Consider the following 16,309-nt stretch of genomic DNA (forward strand, 5'->3'; position numbering starts at 1 on the left):
CCCTCTTCATTCGTTTCAGCGTAGCCGGGCCTCAGCGGCCCAGCGACCACCAGCCGCGTTTGCGGGGCTTCGCTTCACCCTCGTCGGTGTCTTCGGCTTCCTCGGTCTGTCCCGTGGTGGAGGTGTCCTCACCCTTCGAGACCTCCGGCACCTCGGTGACCGCCTTCACCTCCGGCGCGGCCTCGGCCGGCGCGGGCTCGGGGGCTTCGGTGGCCGGGGTCGGAACGGGGGTGCCAAGTGCCTCGTCCGCTGACGCGGCGGCGGGCGCCTCCTCAGGGGATCCGGCTGCGGGAGCGCTTTCCTCGGTCGCGGTCGACGCGGGTGCCACGGGCGTGTCGGCAACCGGCGTTTCCTCGGCCGGGGCCGCCGGTTTCCGGGCGCGGCTGCGACGCTTGGGCTTAGATGTCTCCACCTCGCCTTCCGCGGCTTCCGGCTGGGGCGCAAATTCGCCCTCGACCTCCTTGGGGGAGTCCTCGGTCTTCTTGCGGCGGCTGCGGGTGCGCTTCTTGGGCGCCTCCTCGGCCTTCGCTTCGGCGGTATCCGTCGCCTCGGCCGCGTCAGCCGCAGGGGTCGCTGTGTCCTCGGTCGCCGCCTCCGCCGGGGCGTCGGCCTTCTTGCGCCGCGACCGGCTGCGGCGGGGCTTCGGCTCCTCGGTCACAGCTTCCGCAAGCTCGGCCGGCGTCTCCGGCGCGTCGTCGGACCTGCTGTCGCGGGCCGCGGCGGGCGTCTCCTCCGACCCGTCGCGCGACGCGGTGTCGTCGGATGCCGTGTCGTCCTGCGATCCGTCCGACCCGTTCTCGTCCGAGCGGCCGCCCCGCCGCCGGCGCCGGCGGCGCCGCTTCTTCTTGGGCTGACCTTCGCCATCCTCGGATCCCGGCGCGGACGACCTTGTGTCGTCGCCGGTGTTGGCCGTGTCCGGCGCTTCGTCCTCTTCCGGGGTCTCCTCGACGATATCCGTATCGTCCTCGTCGAGATCCTGCATCAGCGCGGCATCGGCCTGCACGAAGGCACCGGCTTCCGGGACCACGCGGGTGGCCTGCTTGAACTTGTCGAGGGCGAATTCAGGCGAAACCAGCTTAAGATCGCATTCCACCCGCACGGCCATGCCGTAGCGCGCTTCCACCGCGGCCACATGTTCGCGCTTGGCGTTCATCAGGAAGTTCGCGATGGAGGCCGGTGCGCGGACCAGCACCTCCTTCGTGCGCCCGCGGACGCCCTCTTCCTCCAACTGGCGGATGATGTTGAGCGCGACGTTGTCGTCGGACCGCAGAAGACCGGTGCCGTGACAATGCGGGCAAGGCTGCGTCGTCGCTTCCAGCATGCCGGGACGCAGGCGCTGACGCGACATCTCTAAAAGGCCGAAGCCCGAGATGCGGCCCACCTGGATGCGCGCCCGGTCGTTCTTGAGCTTGTCCTTGAAGCGCTTCTCGACGGCCGCGTTGTTGCGACGTTCGTCCATGTCGATGAAGTCGATCACGATCAGCCCCGCGAGGTCGCGCAGGCGCAACTGGCGGGCCACCTCGTCGGCGGCCTCCAGGTTGGTCTTCAGCGCCGTCTGCTCGATCGAGCCTTCCTTGGTGGCCCGGCCGGAGTTCACGTCGATGGCGACCAGCGCCTCGGTGATGCCGATCACGATGTAGCCGCCCGAGGGCAGTTGCACCGTCGGGTTGAACATGCCGCCCAGGTAGCTTTCCACCTGGTAGCGCGCGTAAAGCGGCATCTGCTCGGCGTAGTGCTTCACGTTCTTGGCGTGGGACGGCATGATCATCTTCATGAAGTCCTTGGCCGTGCGATAGCCCTGCTGGCCCGCGACGATGACCTCGTCGATCTCCTTGGAATAGAGATCGCGGATCGTGCGCTTGATGAGGTCGCCTTCCTCGTAGATCTTGGCGGGCGCGACCGACTTCAGCGTCAGCTCGCGGATCTGCTCCCACATGCGCTGCAGGTACTCGTAGTCGCGCTTGATCTCGGTCCGGCTGCGCTGGCTGCCGGCGGTGCGGATGATCAGGCCGGCGCCGTCGGGCACCTCCATCTCTCCGGCGATCTGCTTGAGCTTCTTGCGGTCGGCCGCGTTGGTGATCTTGCGGCTGATGCCGCCGCCGCGCGCGGTATTGGGCATCAGCACGCAGTAACGACCTGCAAGGCTGAGGTATGTGGTCAGGGCCGCGCCCTTGTTGCCGCGCTCTTCCTTGACGACCTGGATCAGCAGGATCTGGCGGACCTTGATGACCTCCTGGATCTTGTAGCGCTTGGGGCGGGGCTTGCGGACCGGGCGCACCTCGTCGGTGTCGTCGTCGGCGACCCGTTCGATGCTGTCGTCCTTTTCGGAGGCATCGGGCGCGTCGTCCTCGTCGTCGTGATGATCGTCCTCGGCGGCGTGCGTGTCGCCGTCGGCTTTTGCCGCGTCACCGTTCCCGTTCTCGTCGAGGTCGATGGTCTCCATGCCGGAGACCTTCTCGGAGGTCGTGGCATCGGTGTCGGCTGCGTCCTCTGCCTTGGTGCGGCGGGACCGGCGGCGGTTGGGTTTCTGGTCCTCTTCCTCGTCGGCGGCTTTGAGGCTTTCGGCGTAGGCGCGCTCTTCCTCCATCAGGGCCTGACGGTCGGCGATGGGGATCTGGTAGTAGTCGGGGTGAATTTCCGAGAAGGCGAGGAACCCGTGGCGATTCCCGCCGTAGTCGACGAAGGCCGCCTGCAGCGACGGTTCGACCCGGGTGACCTTTGCAAGGTAGATGTTGCCGGCAAGCTGACGCTTGAACTGGCTTTCGAAATCAAATTCCTCGACTTTGTTTCCATCCACCACAACGACGCGGGTTTCTTCCGCGTGCGTGGCGTCGATCAGCATTTTCTTGGCCATGGTATCCATTCGCACGACAGCGCCTGGGGCACCCGGGGGGTGCGGCAGGGTCTGGGTCGTGTCTGTAAAGGGCGAGCCGCGCGACACGCTTCATGCAACCCCTCGGGGTTGCCTGCTGAAGCTTGTGACTGTCTGCGCGTTGCATCGCGGTTTGTCTCCGACCCTTTTTGCAAGGGCCCGTTCGGGTGCCCGGTCCTGTCTTCGCAACCGACCAGGGCGATTTACCGGTCCGGCGTGCGGACCAATTCGGGGCGGCCCGGTCACCCCTTTCCGGGGCGGGCCTGAAATCTCACCGGACCTTTGCGCAAAGCGTCTTGGCAACGGACCGTAGTTCCTACCTAATCCAGTGATAGGTTCCATGACAACGACAAAATGTCGTGGGTCGACCGGTCGGGCGCCACAAGGCTGACCGTGCTGGCGCCTGATATCGTCAGCGGTGCCCGGGGTGTTCGTATCGGTTGCGGGATTGCGGCTGGCTCACGCGCCCGGCGCGCGGGCGCATCAAGGCGTGGGCTAAGCCCCTGCCCCGGCGGGACGCCGGGGCCAGGGTCACAGGATCAGATATAGTCCGACCGCTGAAGTTGATACTTCGCCATCTTCTCGTTCAGGGTCCGGCGTGGCAGGCAGAGTTCCTCCATCACGGCGACGATGGATCCCTTGTGGCGGCGCATGGTGTTGTCGATCAGCATCCGCTCGAAGGCTTCGACGAATTCCTTGAGCGGCTTGCCCTCGGTCGTCATCGCGGGACGCATCTGGTCGTCTTCCTCGCCGTCGGTCATCAGCAGCGACGCGATCGAACCAGAGCCGCGGCGGTTCTGCAGAACCGCCCGTTCGGCCACGTTGATGAGTTGCCGCACGTTGCCGGGCCAAGGGGCCTGTAGGAGTTGTGCGGCCTCCTGGGCGCTGACCTGGGGCGCGTCGCAGCCGTATTCGTCCGAGAATTGCTCGGAGTAATGGGTGAAGAGTGTCAGGATATCCTCGCCGCGTTGCCGCAGGGGCGGAACGACGATCCGCATCGCCGAGATCCGGTAGTAGAGGTCGGGCCGCAGCACGCTTTCGCAGGTCTTGTCCTGTTCCTGCAGGTTGCAGATCGCGACGATTCGCGTCTCGGCGGGCGTGCCCTGGTCGTTGAGCGCGGTCAGAAGCCGCGATTGCTGGGCCGCGCTCAACGCCTCGACGTCCTCCAGAACGAGGGTGCCGCCGCGGGCTTCCTCGATGGCCGGGACGGGATCGGAATCGTCGGCGGGCCCGAAAAGGCGGCGGGTCAAGGAGTCTTCGTCCAGAGCCGAGCAGGAGACGAGGACGAACTTCTTCGACGCGCGTGCGCCAACCGCGTGCAGCGCATGGGCCACGAGCGTCTTGCCGGTGCCGGTCTCGCCTTCGATCAGCACGTGACCGTCCGCCTGGCCCAGGTCGAGGATGTCCTCCTTGAGCCGCTCCATCGGGTTGGACGACCCGATCAGCTTCTTCATCAGCGACGTGCCGTCTGACAGTTCACGACGCAACGCCCGGTTGTCGAGCGTCAGGCGGCGTGCGTTGCAGGCCTTCTTGGCAAGCTCGGTCATCCGATCTGGATTGAACGGCTTTTCGAGAAAGTCGAAGGCCCCTACGCGCATCGCCTCGACGGCCATGGGCACGTCGCCGTGGCCGGTGATCATGATGACGGGCAGTGCGGAGTCCACCCCGCGCAGCTTCTTGAGGAATTGCATCCCGTCCATGCCGGGCATCTTCACGTCCGTGACCACGATCCCGCCAAAATCGGGCGAGAGCGCCTTCAGCGCCTCTTCCGCACCGGCGTAGGTCTCGGTCTCGAACCCCGAGAGGGCCAGCCACTGGCCGATGGACTGGCGCATGTCCTTTTCGTCGTCGACGATGGCGATCTTCATCGCTTTGCTCATTTTGGTCTTCCTATTCAGCGGCGCGCAGATCGGACTTCAGCAAGGGAAGCTGGACTTCGAAGACAGCCCCGCCGCCTGCCCCGTTCCGCGCGGTCATGCGACCACCTAGGTCGTTCACGATCCCTGACGAGATCGCAAGCCCCAGTCCGACGCCGTCTCCCGGTTGTTTGGTCGTGTAGAAGGGTTCGAAGAGTTCCGTCAGGTCCTCGATCCCGGTGCCGTTGTCGCGGACGGTCAGCGTGACCGTGTCGCCGAGCGCCAGGATCACGTCGATGCGCGGATGGGTGGCCGTCTTGGTCGCGTCGAGCGCGTTGCGCAGCAGATTGATGATCACCTGTTCCAGCCGCAGCCGGTCGCCGTGGATCAGCGCGGGTTCGCTGGGCAGCGTGCGCGTAATCTCGACCTCGCGGGTCTTCAACTGCGGTTCCATCATCGCGAGCGCCGACGAGACGGCCGCACGCGCGTCCACCGGCTCGAAGGCGTCGGAACCCTTGCGGGCGTAGGATTTCAACTGCCGGGTGATCGCGCCCATGCGGTCGATCAGGTCGTCGATGCGCTGGAACGAGGCCAGCGTCTCGTCCGGGCGCTTGCGTTGCAACAAGAGCCGTGCGCCCGCGAGATAGGTCTTCATGGCGGCGAGCGGCTGGTTCAGCTCGTGGCTGACGGCGGCCGACATCTCCCCCAAGGCGGCCAGCTTCGAGGTCTGCTCCACCGTCTGTTCGGCAACCTGCAGGTTGCGCTCCATCGCCTTGCGCGCCGCGATCTCGCGCTGGAGAGCCGCGTTGAGCTTGCGCAGGTCCGCGGATTCGCGCTCGAAGGCAGCGACCCGCGTGGCGGACCGGCGGGACGAAAACCAGAACAGCAGCGCAAGCAGGATGGCGAAGCCCATGACCTCAAGCGCCAGGACGCCGTTGACCCGTTCGCGCACCGACGAATAGCTGGTGAAACTGACCATGCGCCAGCCCTGGAACGGCACCCGCTGGTCGCGACGCATCACGGCCTCGCCACGGAAATAGGCGTCGATGGGGAAATCGTTCCAGATCTCGGTCGCACGCAAGGCGCGGTCGATGGCACTGGACGGCGGTTCGAGGGCGAGCGCGTCCTCCTCGGCCTGGCCGCGCCAGCGCGGTTCGGTCGACAGGATGATCGTCCCCTCGCTGTCGGTCACGTAGACCGCGTCCGACACGCCGGCCCAGCCGCGCTCGATCCGGGCAAGGTCCACGGCCACCAGGATGACGCCCAGCGTCGTGGCGCTGTCCGTCAGCCGCCTGGAGTAGACGAAGGACGACCCGCCCTGTGGCGTCTGGCCCCGGGTGAAGATCGTTGAGTTCGACCGCACCGCGTTCACGAATTGCGGCGTGCCGCGAAAGCTTTCACCCAAGCGGTTGCGGTCGGTCGCCGCCACGACGCGGCCGTCACTGTCCAGCAGCATGAGCGAGGCGGCCTCGATCTCGTCCACGTAGGACAGAAGCCGCTGGGTTGAAAGCGAGAAATCCCCTTCGCGCAAGGCCCCGATCAGGGCCGGGTCGCGCGACAGAAGCTGCGGGACGATGGCATTGCGCTGCAGCTCGGCCATCAGGTTGGCGACGTAAAGCGTCAGGCGCACCTCCGCCCGGTTGCGAGTGGATTCGGTGAAGCGTTCCGTCAGCAGGATGTTGGTGACATAGATCGTGGCCGCCCCCAGAAGACACAGGGCCAGCACGGCCAGGCGCAAGCGCCAGCGGGACAGCACGGTCCGGGCCTTATGAGCGGGTCGTTTCGACATCCGCCGAACGATAGGTCGGCGCAGCGGCCTTGCCAAGCGCGCCACTCAGGCGTCAGCGAGTTGCCGCACAAGCCCCGTGAAGACCGCGCGGCCCGCATCGCTGCCCGTCGCCGGGTCGACCGCACGCTCGGGATGGGGCATCATGCCCAGCACCCGGCGGTTCTGCGACAAGATGCCGGCGATATCGTTCTGGCTGCCGTTGAAGTTCGCGCCATAGGCGAAGGCGATGCGGTCCTCGTCGCGCAACTGCGCCAGCGTCTGTGCATCGGCGAAGTAATTCCCGTCGTGATGCGCCACCGGAAGGCTGACGACCGTGTCCGCGCCATAGCCTTCGGTGAAGACACAGTCCGCGGTCACGACCCGAAGCGGCGTCGATTTGCATACGAAGGTCAGGCCCGCGTTGCGCATCAGGGCGCCGGGCAGAAGACCCGTCTCGCACAGGACCTGAAATCCGTTGCAGACTCCCAGCGCGTAACCGCCCCGCTCCACGTGGGCCTTGAGGGCGGCGCAGACCGGCGAGTTCGCGGCGATCGCCCCGCAGCGCAGGTAATCCCCGAAGGAGAATCCGCCCGGAACCGCGACCAGGTCGACATCGCCGATCTCGGCGTCCTTGTGCCAGACCATGCGCACGTCGGCGCCCGCTTCGCGCAGCGCCACGGCCATGTCGCGGTCGCAATTCGACCCGGGAAAGACGAGAACGGCGGCCTTCATGCGGAAATCTCCCCCAGACGGACGTCGCAATCGTCCCAATGCGCCAGGCGGTCGGGCCAGTCGTGCCCGTGATTGTGCAGGGCGGAAAAGAGCAGGCCCTTGCCTGCGAACCCTTCGAAATGGTGCGCGTGGTCGTCGATCAGCACATCGGCCCGCAGGATGCTCTTGTCGCCGCAGAAGACGAGGTTCGAGATCGGGAAATCGGGGAAATGCCGTTCCATCCAGGCCACCTTGTGCACGCAGGAGGCGGGATATTCCATCGCGGCGGAGGCCACGAATACGTCGTGCTCGGCCCGTAGCCGCCGCAGCGCGTCCTGCGCCCCCGGCACCGGGTCGAGGTCGGCGAAGAACAGCCCCGTATGCAGACGGCGTTCGACCTCGGCGGCCATCTCCGCCGGGGCCTTGTCGCGCAGCTCGCAGCCGCGCAGATCCTCGTCCGTCGGATCGAAGCCGAGGTCGCGGTAGAGCCTGCGCTGACCCGCGTGGGCGTCCGCCAGGACCTCGTCCATGTCGATGGCGATGCGCATCAGGACAGGTCGATCCTGTAGGACTCGATCACCGTGTTCGCCAGAAGCTTCTCGCACATCTCGCGCACCCGCGCCTCGTCCGTACCGTCTGCGAGATCCAGTTCGATCACCTTGCCCTGCCGGACACCGTCCACCCCGTCGAATCCCAGCGCCCCGAGCGCGTGGCGGATCGCCTCTCCCTGCGGGTCGAGAACGCCGTCCTTGAGCATGACGTGGACAGTGGCCTTCATCGGTCTCTCCTCAGTTGATCAGCGTGGGCTTGGGGCGATGGGTGACATTGCTGGGCAGCACGCCCAGGCGTCGCGCGACTTCCGTGTAGGCGTCCGAGAGCGAACCCAGATCCTGGCGGAACACGTCCTTGTCCAGCTTCTGGCCGCTTTCGATGTCCCAAAGCCGGCAGCTGTCGGGGCTGATCTCGTCGGCGACGACGAGCCGCATGTAGTCGTTGTCCCAGATCCGGCCGACCTCGATCTTGAAGTCGACCAGCTTGATGCCCACGCCGTGCATGACGCCGGACATGAAGTCGTTCACCCGCAACGCCATGGCCACGATATCGTCCATGTCCGCCTGCGAGGCCCAGCCGAAGGCGATGATGTATTCCTCGGGCACGAGCGGATCGCCCAGCTTGTCGTCCTTGAGGCTGAACTCGACGATCGGGCGCGGCAGGGCGGCGCCCTCCTCCATGCCGAGCCGCTTGGCCATTGAGCCCGCGGCGAAGTTGCGCACGATGATCTCCAGGGGAATGATCTCGACTTGGCGAATGAGCTGTTCGCGCATGTTCAGACGGCGGATGAAGTGCGTCGGAATGCCGATGTTCTGCAACCCGGTCATGAAGAATTCCGACAGGCGGTTGTTGAGCACGCCCTTGCCTTCGATGACGTCCTTCTTGGCGCCGTTGCCGGCGGTCGCGTCATCCTTGAAGTACTGCACGAAGGTGCCCGGTTCGGGTCCTTCGTAAAGGATCTTGGCCTTGCCTTCGTAGACCAGCTTGCGACGTGCCATGGGATGCCCCGATCTTTTGCGCGGACATGGATGCCCGCCTCCTGCGCCTCTTACGACGAAGGTGCCCGGGCGGCAAGCGCCTCGCCGTTGCGCACGGGCGGGTGCGGGTCTAGAAGGCTGCAAACTCTTGCAAGGATGCCAAAGATGACCACAGCACTCGTCGACATGCTGTCTTCCCGCGACTGGATCCTGGCGGATGGCGCCACGGGGACCAACCTCTTCAACATGGGATTGTCCTCGGGCGACGCGCCGGAAATGTGGAACATCGACCATCCCGACCGGATCACGAAGCTCTACCAGGACGCGGTGGACGCGGGCTCTGACCTTTTCCTGACCAACAGTTTCGGCGGCAACGCGAGCCGGTTGAAGCTGCACGACGCGCAGTCCCGCGTGTTCGAGCTGAACAAGGCGGCCGCCGAACTGGGCCGCGCCGTGGCCGACAAGGCGGGTCGTCCTGTCGTGGTGGCAGGCTCGGTCGGTCCCACCGGCGACATCATGGCGCCCATGGGCACGCTGACCCACGAGTCCGCGGTCGAGATGTTTCACGAGCAGGCCGAGGGCCTGAAGGCCGGCGGTGCCGACGTGCTCTGGGTCGAGACGATCTCGGCTTTCGAGGAATACAAGGCCGCCGCCGAGGCCTTCCGCCTGGCGGACATGCCCTGGTGCGGCACCATGAGCTTCGACACCGCGGGCCGCACGATGATGGGCGTGACCAGCAAGGACATGGTGAACCACGTGGGCAAGCTGGGCTACCAGCCGCTGGCCTTCGGCGCGAACTGCGGCACCGGCGCGTCCGACCTTCTGCGCACGATCCTCGGGATGGAGGAGGCCGATCCCGGCCAGCCGCTGATTTCCAAGGGCAATGCGGGTATCCCGAAGTATCACGACGGCCATATTCACTACGACGGCACGCCGGAACTCATGGCCGATTACGCCGAACTCGCACGCAATTGCGGCGCGCGGATCATCGGCGGCTGCTGCGGCACCACGCCGGAGCATCTCGCGGCCATGCGCGAGGCGCTGGAAACGCGTCCCAAGGGCGACCGCCCGACGCTGGAGCAGATCACCGCCGCCTTGGGCGATTTCTCCTCCGAAAGCGACGGCACCGATGGCAATGCCCCCACCCGCACCGCCCGCCGGGGCCGCCGCCGCGGCTGACCCCGGCGAATGCGCAACCCCCGTCGTCCGGATCCTTCATCTGGCCGGATAAACTCCGGGGGAGCGCGGCAGGCGCGGGGGCAGAGCCCCCTCCTTATCTTCAGAAAAGCGCCAGCTGATCCCCGGGCGCCGGCGGCACCTTGAATAGATCGCACCGCAACGGTGGCAGGTCCCGCTTCAGTCCCAGCTTTCGGGCAGCCAGGTCGAAGCGTTGCTTCGTCAGCCGCGCCCATTCCCCCTGCCCGGTCATCCGTTGCCCCCATTCGGGATCGTAGGTCTTGCCGCCGTGCAATTCGCGCACCCGCGCCATGATCCGGGCAGCGCGGTCGGGATAGGTCTCGCGCACCCAGTCCTCGAACAAACCCGCGACCTCGCGCGGCAACCTCAGGACGATGGCGGAGGCCGCGACCGCCCCCGCCTCGGCCGCGCGGGCCAGGATCGTCTCGACCTCGTGATCGGTAAGCGCCGGCACGATGGGGGACACCATGACGCGTACGTCCACGCCCGCGTCGGTCAGCGCGCGGATCGCCCGCAGGCGCGCGGCTGGCGACGGCACCCGGGGTTCCATGGCACGCGCGGTCGCGGGGTCCAGCGTCGTGACGGAAATGCCCACCCGCACCAGCCCCTTCGCGGCCATCGGGCCCAGGATGTCGATGTCGCGGGTAATCATCGCCCCCTTGGTGACGATGCCCACGGGATGCTCGAACTCCGCCAGGACCTTCAGGATCCCGCGCATGATCCGCCGGTCGCGTTCGATGGGCTGGTAGGGATCCGTGTTGGTGCCGATCGCGATGACCTTCGGCACGTAGCCCTTGGCCCGCAATTCGCGCCACAGCAGGTTCGGCGCATCGGGGCGCGCGATCAGCCGCGTTTCGAAATCCAGCCCCGGCGACAGGCCGAGGTAGGCGTGGCTCGGGCGCGCAAAGCAATAGATGCAACCATGTTCGCAGCCGCGGTAGGGATTGATCGATCGATCGAAACCGACATCCGGGGAGGTGTTGCGGGTGATGACGCGCCGCGGCACTTCTTCGCTGACTTCGGTGCGCAGGACCGTCAGTTCCTCCTCCCGCGCCCAGCCGTCGTCGACGGCCTCGACGTGCACCCGGTCGAACCGGTTGTCGGGATTCGTCAGCGCCGCGCGGCCGGGCGCACGGAAGGACGGTGGAGCTTCGTTTTGCATTGCTCAACGGTAGAACGGATGGTGAACATTGACAAGAGGTCGCCGCAGGATCGCACTATGTCGCAAAACGTCGCGTGACACCGCCCGGGCCTGCCCATATCATTTCGTGAAACTGGTCAGACACATGCCGAAAGGACCACGCCCATGTCCGATGACGAAGACATCATACTGGCCGAACTTAACGATGAGGATCTCGTCGCGCAGATGTTCGACGATCTCTACGACGGCATGAAGGAGGAGATCGAGGAAGGCGTTCAGATCCTGTTGGAGCGTGGCTGGGCCCCCTACAAGATCCTGACCGAGGCGCTGGTCGGCGGCATGACCATCGTCGGCGCAGATTTCCGCGACGGGATCCTCTTCGTCCCCGAGGTTCTGCTGGCCGCCAACGCGATGAAGGGCGGCATGGCGATCCTCAAGCCGCTGCTGGCCGAAACCGGCGCGCCTCGCGTGGGCAAGATGGTGATCGGCACCGTGAAGGGCGACATCCACGACATCGGCAAGAACCTCGTCGGCATGATGATGGAAGGTGCGGGCTTCGAGGTCGTCGATCTGGGCATCAACAATGCCGTTGAAGGCTACATCGAGGCGCTCGAGACCGAGACGCCGGATATCCTCGGCATGTCCGCGCTGCTGACGACGACGATGCCCTACATGAAGGTAGTCATCGACACCATGGTCGAGAAGGGCCTGCGCGACGACTACATCGTTCTCGTGGGCGGTGCCCCGCTGAACGAGGAATTCGGCCGTGCCATCGGGGCGGACGCCTACTGCCGCGACGCGGCCGTCGCGGTGGAGACCGCGAAGACCTTCATGGCCCGCAAGCACAACCAGGCCACGGCCAATTGAGACCCGTCGCGGCTTCGGTTTGACTGGACGTCCGAAGCCGCGCTCTCTATGCTGGGGGTGTCCTGACGGAGCTGCCTTATGCCGACCCGTAATTTCATCGCATTGATCGCCGTCGTCCTGCTTCTGTCCGCCCTGACGATCTGGATGGCAAGCGCGTCCGTGGGCTTGGCCCTGCTGCCCGCCCTCTCGACCGTTGCCCTTGTCCTCAGCGTGTTGATTCGCCGCCAGCAATGATATCCGACAGCGGTCTGACGCGGGACGGGCTTGCCCCGACCGGGGCCGGACGCTGCCTCGTCATCGCCTGCGGTGCCCTTGCGCACGAGATCGTCGCCCTCAAGCGGCTCAACGGCTGGGACCACATCGACCTGCAGTGTCTTCCCGCGATCTGGCACAACCACCCCGAACGGATCGTGCCCGGTGTCCGCGCCGCCGTCGACCGCGCCCGCGACCGCTACGCCACGATCTTCGTGGCCTACGCCGATTGCGGGACCGGCGGACAACTCCGCGCGGCCTGCGACGAGTTGGGCGTCCGGATGATCCCCGGCCCGCATTGCTACAGCTTCTTCGAAGGCACCGAACGCTTCGCCGCCCACGCCGACGAGATCACGGCCTTCTACCTCACCGATTTCCTCACGCGGCAATTCGATGCCTTCGTGTGGAAACCGCTCGGCCTCGACCGCCATCCGCAACTGCTGGACATGTACTTCGGCCATTACGAAACGCTGGTCTACCTGTCCCAGACAGAGGCCCCCGAACTGGTCGAGGCGGCCCGGGCCATCGCGACCCGCATGGGCCTCGCCTTCGAGCATCGACCGACCGGCTACGGCGAGCTCGCCACAGAACTGGCCCGGATCTGAGCGCGGTCCACGATCCCAGATCAACTGGCAAGCGTAAACGCGCGTCCAGCTTTCATCTGGCCGGATAAACTCCGGGGGAGTCCGAAGGACGGGGGCAGAGCCCCCTACCCCTCTGCCGTCTGCCTGATCCGTTCGACCATGGCGCGCAGCCCGTTGGATCGCTGCGCGGACAGGTGATCGTTGAGGCCCAGCCGTTCCAGCTGGTGACGCGCGTCGATCTCGAGGACCTCCTGTCGCGGGATACCGTCGTAAAGCGCCCCCAGCACGGCGATCAGGCCACGCACGATCATCGCGTCGCTGTCGCCGCGGAAATGGTAGGTCGAGCCCTCGGGGGCCGGCACCAGCCAGACCTGGCTTGCGCAGCCGTCGACCTTGGTCGCGGGCACCTTCAGCGCATCTTCGATCGGCGGCATGGCCTTGCCCATCTCGATCACGTGGCGATAGCGGTCTTCCCAGTCGTCGAGGAACTCGAAGGTCTCGACCAGGTCTTCGAAGGCGGCGGTGGGCATGGAGGCTCCAGGCTTAGCGGGGGACGGTAACGACGGTAGCGCCATCGACGGCCAGGGCCACCCGGCCTTCGGTCAGAAGAACCGCGTCACGGCCGAAGACCTCGTTGCGCCACCCCTTGAGCGCGGCGACGTCGCGTTCGCCCGCCGCCAGCCGGTCGAGGTCCGCGGAAGATGCGATCAGCTTCTGCGCCACGTCCTTCTCCTCCGACTTGGCCTTCAGCAGCACGCGCAGCATGTCGGCGATGGCGGGATTGACCTGAAGCTTTTCCAGCGTGCCGTCAGGCTTCGGCAGCTTGTCCTGCGGCACGGCAAGGCCCGCCTTCACCGCCTCGATGATGCCCGCGGCGATGTCGCCACGCCGCGCTTCGCGCTGCAGCAGGCGCGACCGGCCGAGGTCCTTTTCCGAAGCGGGTTTCGCCGCGGCCAGTTCCACCAGCGCGTCGTCCTTGAACACCCGGTTGCGCGGCATGTCGCGGGTCTGCGCGAAGTTCTCTCGGAAGCGGGCCAACTCGCGCACGATCGCCAGGAACCGGCCGGAGGTGGTCCGCGTCTTGACCCTGCGCCAGGCCTCCGCCGGGTCGGTCTGGTAGGTCGCGGGATCCTCCAGCACCGCCATCTCCTCGGTCACCCACTTTTGGCGGCCGGTGCTGCGCAGCCGTTCCGAGAGGACTTCGTAGATGTCGCGCAGATAGGTGACGTCCCCCAGGGCATAGGTCTTCTGTGCCTCCGTCAGCGGGCGGCGCGACCAGTCGGTGAAGCGGCTCGACTTGTCGAGACCGGATTTCGCGATCTTGCGCACCAGCGTCTCGTAACCCACCTGGTCGCCGTAGCCGCAGACCATCGCCGCCACCTGCGTGTCGAACAGGGGATGTGGGATGAGTTGCGCATCGACCCAGAAGATTTCCAGGTCCTGCCGGGCGGCGTGGAATACCTTGACCACGCCCGGATCGCGGAAGAGGTCGTAGAGCGGCTCCAGCGACAGATCGCCGTCCAGCGGGTCGACCAGCACGGCATCCGCGCCCTCCGCGTCGCGGTAGGCCAGCTGGATGAGGCAAAGCTTGGAATAATAGGTGCGTTCCCGCAGGAACTCGGTGTCGACGGTGACGTAGTCGCAGCGGGCGGCGCGGCTGCAGAAGGCGGCAAGATCTTCGGTGGTCGTGATGGTCTGCATGGGCCCTCGCGTTCAGCGGCGCGCGGCGCCGTCGGTGTCCTGAGCGCTTGATAGGGGATCGGGCCCGGGTTGGAAAGCGCGTCAGTCCCGCGCGTCGATCTCGATCCGAGTGCCGTCGCCGGCGAGGATCTGCCGCAGCACCGCGGGGTAGAGGCGGTGTTCCAGCGGCAGCAGCCGCGCGGCCAGGGTCTGTGGGGTGTCGTCGGGCCGGATCGTGATCCGCGCCTGCCCCAGCACCGGCCCGCCATCGAGTTCCGAGGTGACGGCATGCACGCTTGCGCCGTGTTCGGTGTCGCCAGCCTCGATCGCGCGGGCGTGGGTGTGAAGCCCCTTGTATTTGGGCAAGAGCGAGGGGTGGATGTTCAGCATCCGCCCGCGCCACTGATCAGTGAACGCCGGGGTGAGGATCCGCATGAAGCCCGCCAGGCAGACGAATTCGATGCGTGCGGCTTCAAGCTCTGCCTGCAAGGCCGCCTCGAAACCCGCACGGTCGGCGTAGTCGCGGTGGTCGACGACCGCGGTGGGGATGCGCAGAGCGCTGGCCTTCAGCAGGCCCCCCGCCTGCGGCACGTTCGACAAAACGAGCGCCGGACGTGCGGGGTGATCGCCCGTCATGTCCCGGGCGAGCGCCACCATGTTGGACCCGCCGCCCGAGATCAGCAGCGCCGTGCGTGTCACGAAAGCGATCCGTCGTAGTTCACCCCGGGTTCGGTCGTGACGGTCCCCAGCCGGTGCACCCGCTCGCCTGCGTCCGACAGGACCGCCGTAAGTGCCTCGGCCCGGTCGGCTTCGACCACCAGCACCATGCCGATGCCCGCGTTGAAGGTCTTGAGCATCTCCGCGGTGTCGAGCCCGCCGGTGCGCGACAGCCATTCGAAGACCGGCGGCAACGCCCAGCTTTGCAGGTCGATCCGCGCCCCCAGGCCATCGGGCAGGACGCGGGGCAGGTTCTCTGTCAGGCCGCCGCCGGTGATATGCGCCAGCGCCTGGACGCCGCCCGCGCGGATCGCGGCCAGGGCGGGCTTCACGTAAAGCCGCGTGGGGGCCAGCAAGGCACGACCGAGGGTGCCCCCGCCGAAGGGGCTGTCGTCGGACCACGAAAGGCCTGCGTGATCAACGATCCGGCGCACCAGCGAATAGCCGTTGGAATGCACACCGTCGCTTTCCAGCCCCAGCAGGACGGAGCCTTCGACGACACCCGCGGGCAAATCCGTGCCGCGCTCCATCGCACCGACCGCAAAGCCCGCGAGGTCGAAATCGCCGCCCGCGTACATCCCCGGCATCTCTGCCGTCTCACCGCCGATCAGCGCGCAACCCGACAGCTCGCAGCCGCGGGCGATGCCCTCGATGATCCGGGTGGCGCTGTCGAGCTCCAGCGCGCCGGTGGCGAAGTAGTCGAGGAAGAACAGCGGTTCCGCGCCTTGGCAGACGAGGTCGTTGACGCACATCGCGACGAGGTCGATGCCGATGGTGTCCACCTCGCCGGTGTCGATGGCGATCCGCAGCTTGGTGCCGACACCGTCGGTCGCGGCGACCAGGATCGGATCCTCGTAGCCCGCACCCTTGAGATCGAAGAGCGCGCCGAAGCCTCCCAGTCCCGCCATCGTGCCGGGACGCTGCGTGCGCTTGGCCGCAGGCTTGATCCGCTCGATCAAGGCGTTGCCCGCGTCGATGTCGACACCCGCCTGCGCGTAGGTCAGCCCGTTCTTCGTCATGTCCCGCCCCCGATCCGATTGACCACCGCGCCTTAGCCCGTCCCGCGCGCCTGTGCAACGGACGCAAAAGGCAAGCGTCGTGGCGATTTTTTGCCGATCGTAGGAAACCTTTGCCG

At 66.6% G+C, this 16,309-nt stretch carries 16 protein-coding genes; 4 read left to right on the forward strand and 12 right to left on the reverse strand.

The window, feature by feature from the left end; all coding sequences use genetic code 11:
• Window positions 1-31 precede the first annotated feature (31 nt).
• The 7 genes from EU805_RS05435 to purC all read right to left on the reverse strand — a co-directional run bounded on the left by EU805_RS05435 (window position 32) and on the right by purC (window position 8,757).
• On the reverse strand, window positions 32-2,854 hold the full coding sequence (locus tag EU805_RS05435; protein ID WP_129762942.1) for a ribonuclease E/G: 2,823 nt from the start codon (window positions 2,852-2,854) through the stop codon (window positions 32-34).
• A gap of 557 nt (window positions 2,855-3,411) precedes the next feature.
• On the reverse strand, window positions 3,412-4,752 hold the full coding sequence (locus EU805_RS05440; protein ID WP_129762943.1) for a sigma-54 dependent transcriptional regulator: 1,341 nt from the start codon (window positions 4,750-4,752) through the stop codon (window positions 3,412-3,414).
• A 10-nt stretch (window positions 4,753-4,762) separates the two neighbouring features.
• Window positions 4,763-6,517 carry an ATP-binding protein gene (locus EU805_RS05445; RefSeq protein WP_129762944.1) on the reverse strand — a complete coding sequence of 585 codons (1,755 nt, stop codon included), beginning with the start codon at window positions 6,515-6,517 and terminating at the stop codon, window positions 4,763-4,765.
• Between the two features lie 45 nt (window positions 6,518-6,562).
• Entirely contained in the window at window positions 6,563-7,228 is a 666-nt protein-coding gene (purQ, locus tag EU805_RS05450; RefSeq protein WP_129762945.1) for a phosphoribosylformylglycinamidine synthase subunit PurQ, read from the reverse strand.
• On the reverse strand, window positions 7,225-7,755 hold the full coding sequence (locus EU805_RS05455) for a hypothetical protein (protein WP_129762946.1): 531 nt from the start codon (window positions 7,753-7,755) through the stop codon (window positions 7,225-7,227). The genes purQ and EU805_RS05455 overlap by 4 nt, the downstream gene beginning before the upstream one ends.
• Entirely contained in the window at window positions 7,755-7,985 is a 231-nt protein-coding gene (gene purS, locus EU805_RS05460) for a phosphoribosylformylglycinamidine synthase subunit PurS (RefSeq protein WP_129762947.1), read from the reverse strand. Before purS ends, EU805_RS05455 begins: the two co-directional genes overlap by 1 nt.
• A gap of 10 nt (window positions 7,986-7,995) precedes the next feature.
• A complete protein-coding gene (gene purC / locus EU805_RS05465) occupies window positions 7,996-8,757 on the reverse strand; it encodes a phosphoribosylaminoimidazolesuccinocarboxamide synthase (protein WP_129762948.1) in 762 nt (253 codons plus the stop codon).
• A gap of 144 nt (window positions 8,758-8,901) precedes the next feature.
• On the opposite strand from purC, the gene bmt reads away from it, so the two are divergent.
• Window positions 8,902-9,915 (forward strand): betaine--homocysteine S-methyltransferase, encoded by a 1,014-nt coding sequence (bmt, locus tag EU805_RS05470; protein WP_129762949.1) that lies wholly within the window; start codon window positions 8,902-8,904, stop codon window positions 9,913-9,915.
• Between the two features lie 100 nt (window positions 9,916-10,015).
• On the opposite strand, the gene EU805_RS05475 is transcribed toward bmt, so the two are convergent.
• The gene (locus EU805_RS05475; protein ID WP_129762950.1) at window positions 10,016-11,095 is read right to left on the reverse strand and encodes a PA0069 family radical SAM protein; all 1,080 of its coding nucleotides are present in this window, start codon (window positions 11,093-11,095) and stop codon (window positions 10,016-10,018) included.
• A 144-nt stretch (window positions 11,096-11,239) separates the two neighbouring features.
• Here EU805_RS05475 and EU805_RS05480 point away from each other — a divergent pair, with 144 nt between their 5' ends.
• The 3 genes from EU805_RS05480 to EU805_RS05485 all read left to right on the forward strand — a co-directional run bounded on the left by EU805_RS05480 (window position 11,240) and on the right by EU805_RS05485 (window position 12,798).
• Window positions 11,240-11,941: a B12-binding domain-containing protein gene (locus EU805_RS05480; protein WP_129762951.1), complete on the forward strand. Its 702-nt coding sequence runs from the start codon at window positions 11,240-11,242 to the stop codon at window positions 11,939-11,941.
• 78 nt (window positions 11,942-12,019) lie between these two features.
• Window positions 12,020-12,175 carry a hypothetical protein gene (locus EU805_RS17385; protein ID WP_165351894.1) on the forward strand — a complete coding sequence of 52 codons (156 nt, stop codon included), beginning with the start codon at window positions 12,020-12,022 and terminating at the stop codon, window positions 12,173-12,175.
• A complete protein-coding gene (locus EU805_RS05485; RefSeq protein ID WP_129762952.1) occupies window positions 12,172-12,798 on the forward strand; it encodes a DUF1638 domain-containing protein in 627 nt (208 codons plus the stop codon). The genes EU805_RS17385 and EU805_RS05485 overlap by 4 nt, the downstream gene beginning before the upstream one ends.
• A gap of 104 nt (window positions 12,799-12,902) precedes the next feature.
• On the opposite strand, the gene EU805_RS05490 is transcribed toward EU805_RS05485, so the two are convergent.
• The 4 genes from EU805_RS05490 to purM all read right to left on the reverse strand — a co-directional run bounded on the left by EU805_RS05490 (window position 12,903) and on the right by purM (window position 16,193).
• Window positions 12,903-13,307 carry a SufE family protein gene (locus EU805_RS05490; RefSeq protein ID WP_129762953.1) on the reverse strand — a complete coding sequence of 135 codons (405 nt, stop codon included), beginning with the start codon at window positions 13,305-13,307 and terminating at the stop codon, window positions 12,903-12,905.
• Between the two features lie 13 nt (window positions 13,308-13,320).
• Window positions 13,321-14,478 (reverse strand): ribonuclease D, encoded by a 1,158-nt coding sequence (gene rnd / locus EU805_RS05495; protein ID WP_129762954.1) that lies wholly within the window; start codon window positions 14,476-14,478, stop codon window positions 13,321-13,323.
• A gap of 81 nt (window positions 14,479-14,559) precedes the next feature.
• Window positions 14,560-15,156 carry a phosphoribosylglycinamide formyltransferase gene (purN, locus tag EU805_RS05500; protein ID WP_129762955.1) on the reverse strand — a complete coding sequence of 199 codons (597 nt, stop codon included), beginning with the start codon at window positions 15,154-15,156 and terminating at the stop codon, window positions 14,560-14,562.
• A complete protein-coding gene (gene purM / locus EU805_RS05505; protein ID WP_129762956.1) occupies window positions 15,153-16,193 on the reverse strand; it encodes a phosphoribosylformylglycinamidine cyclo-ligase in 1,041 nt (346 codons plus the stop codon). The genes purN and purM overlap by 4 nt, the downstream gene beginning before the upstream one ends.
• Window positions 16,194-16,309 lie beyond the last annotated feature (116 nt).

The organism is Salipiger sp. IMCC34102, from assembly GCF_004145405.1.
Lineage (GTDB): Bacteria > Pseudomonadota > Alphaproteobacteria > Rhodobacterales > Rhodobacteraceae > Loktanella.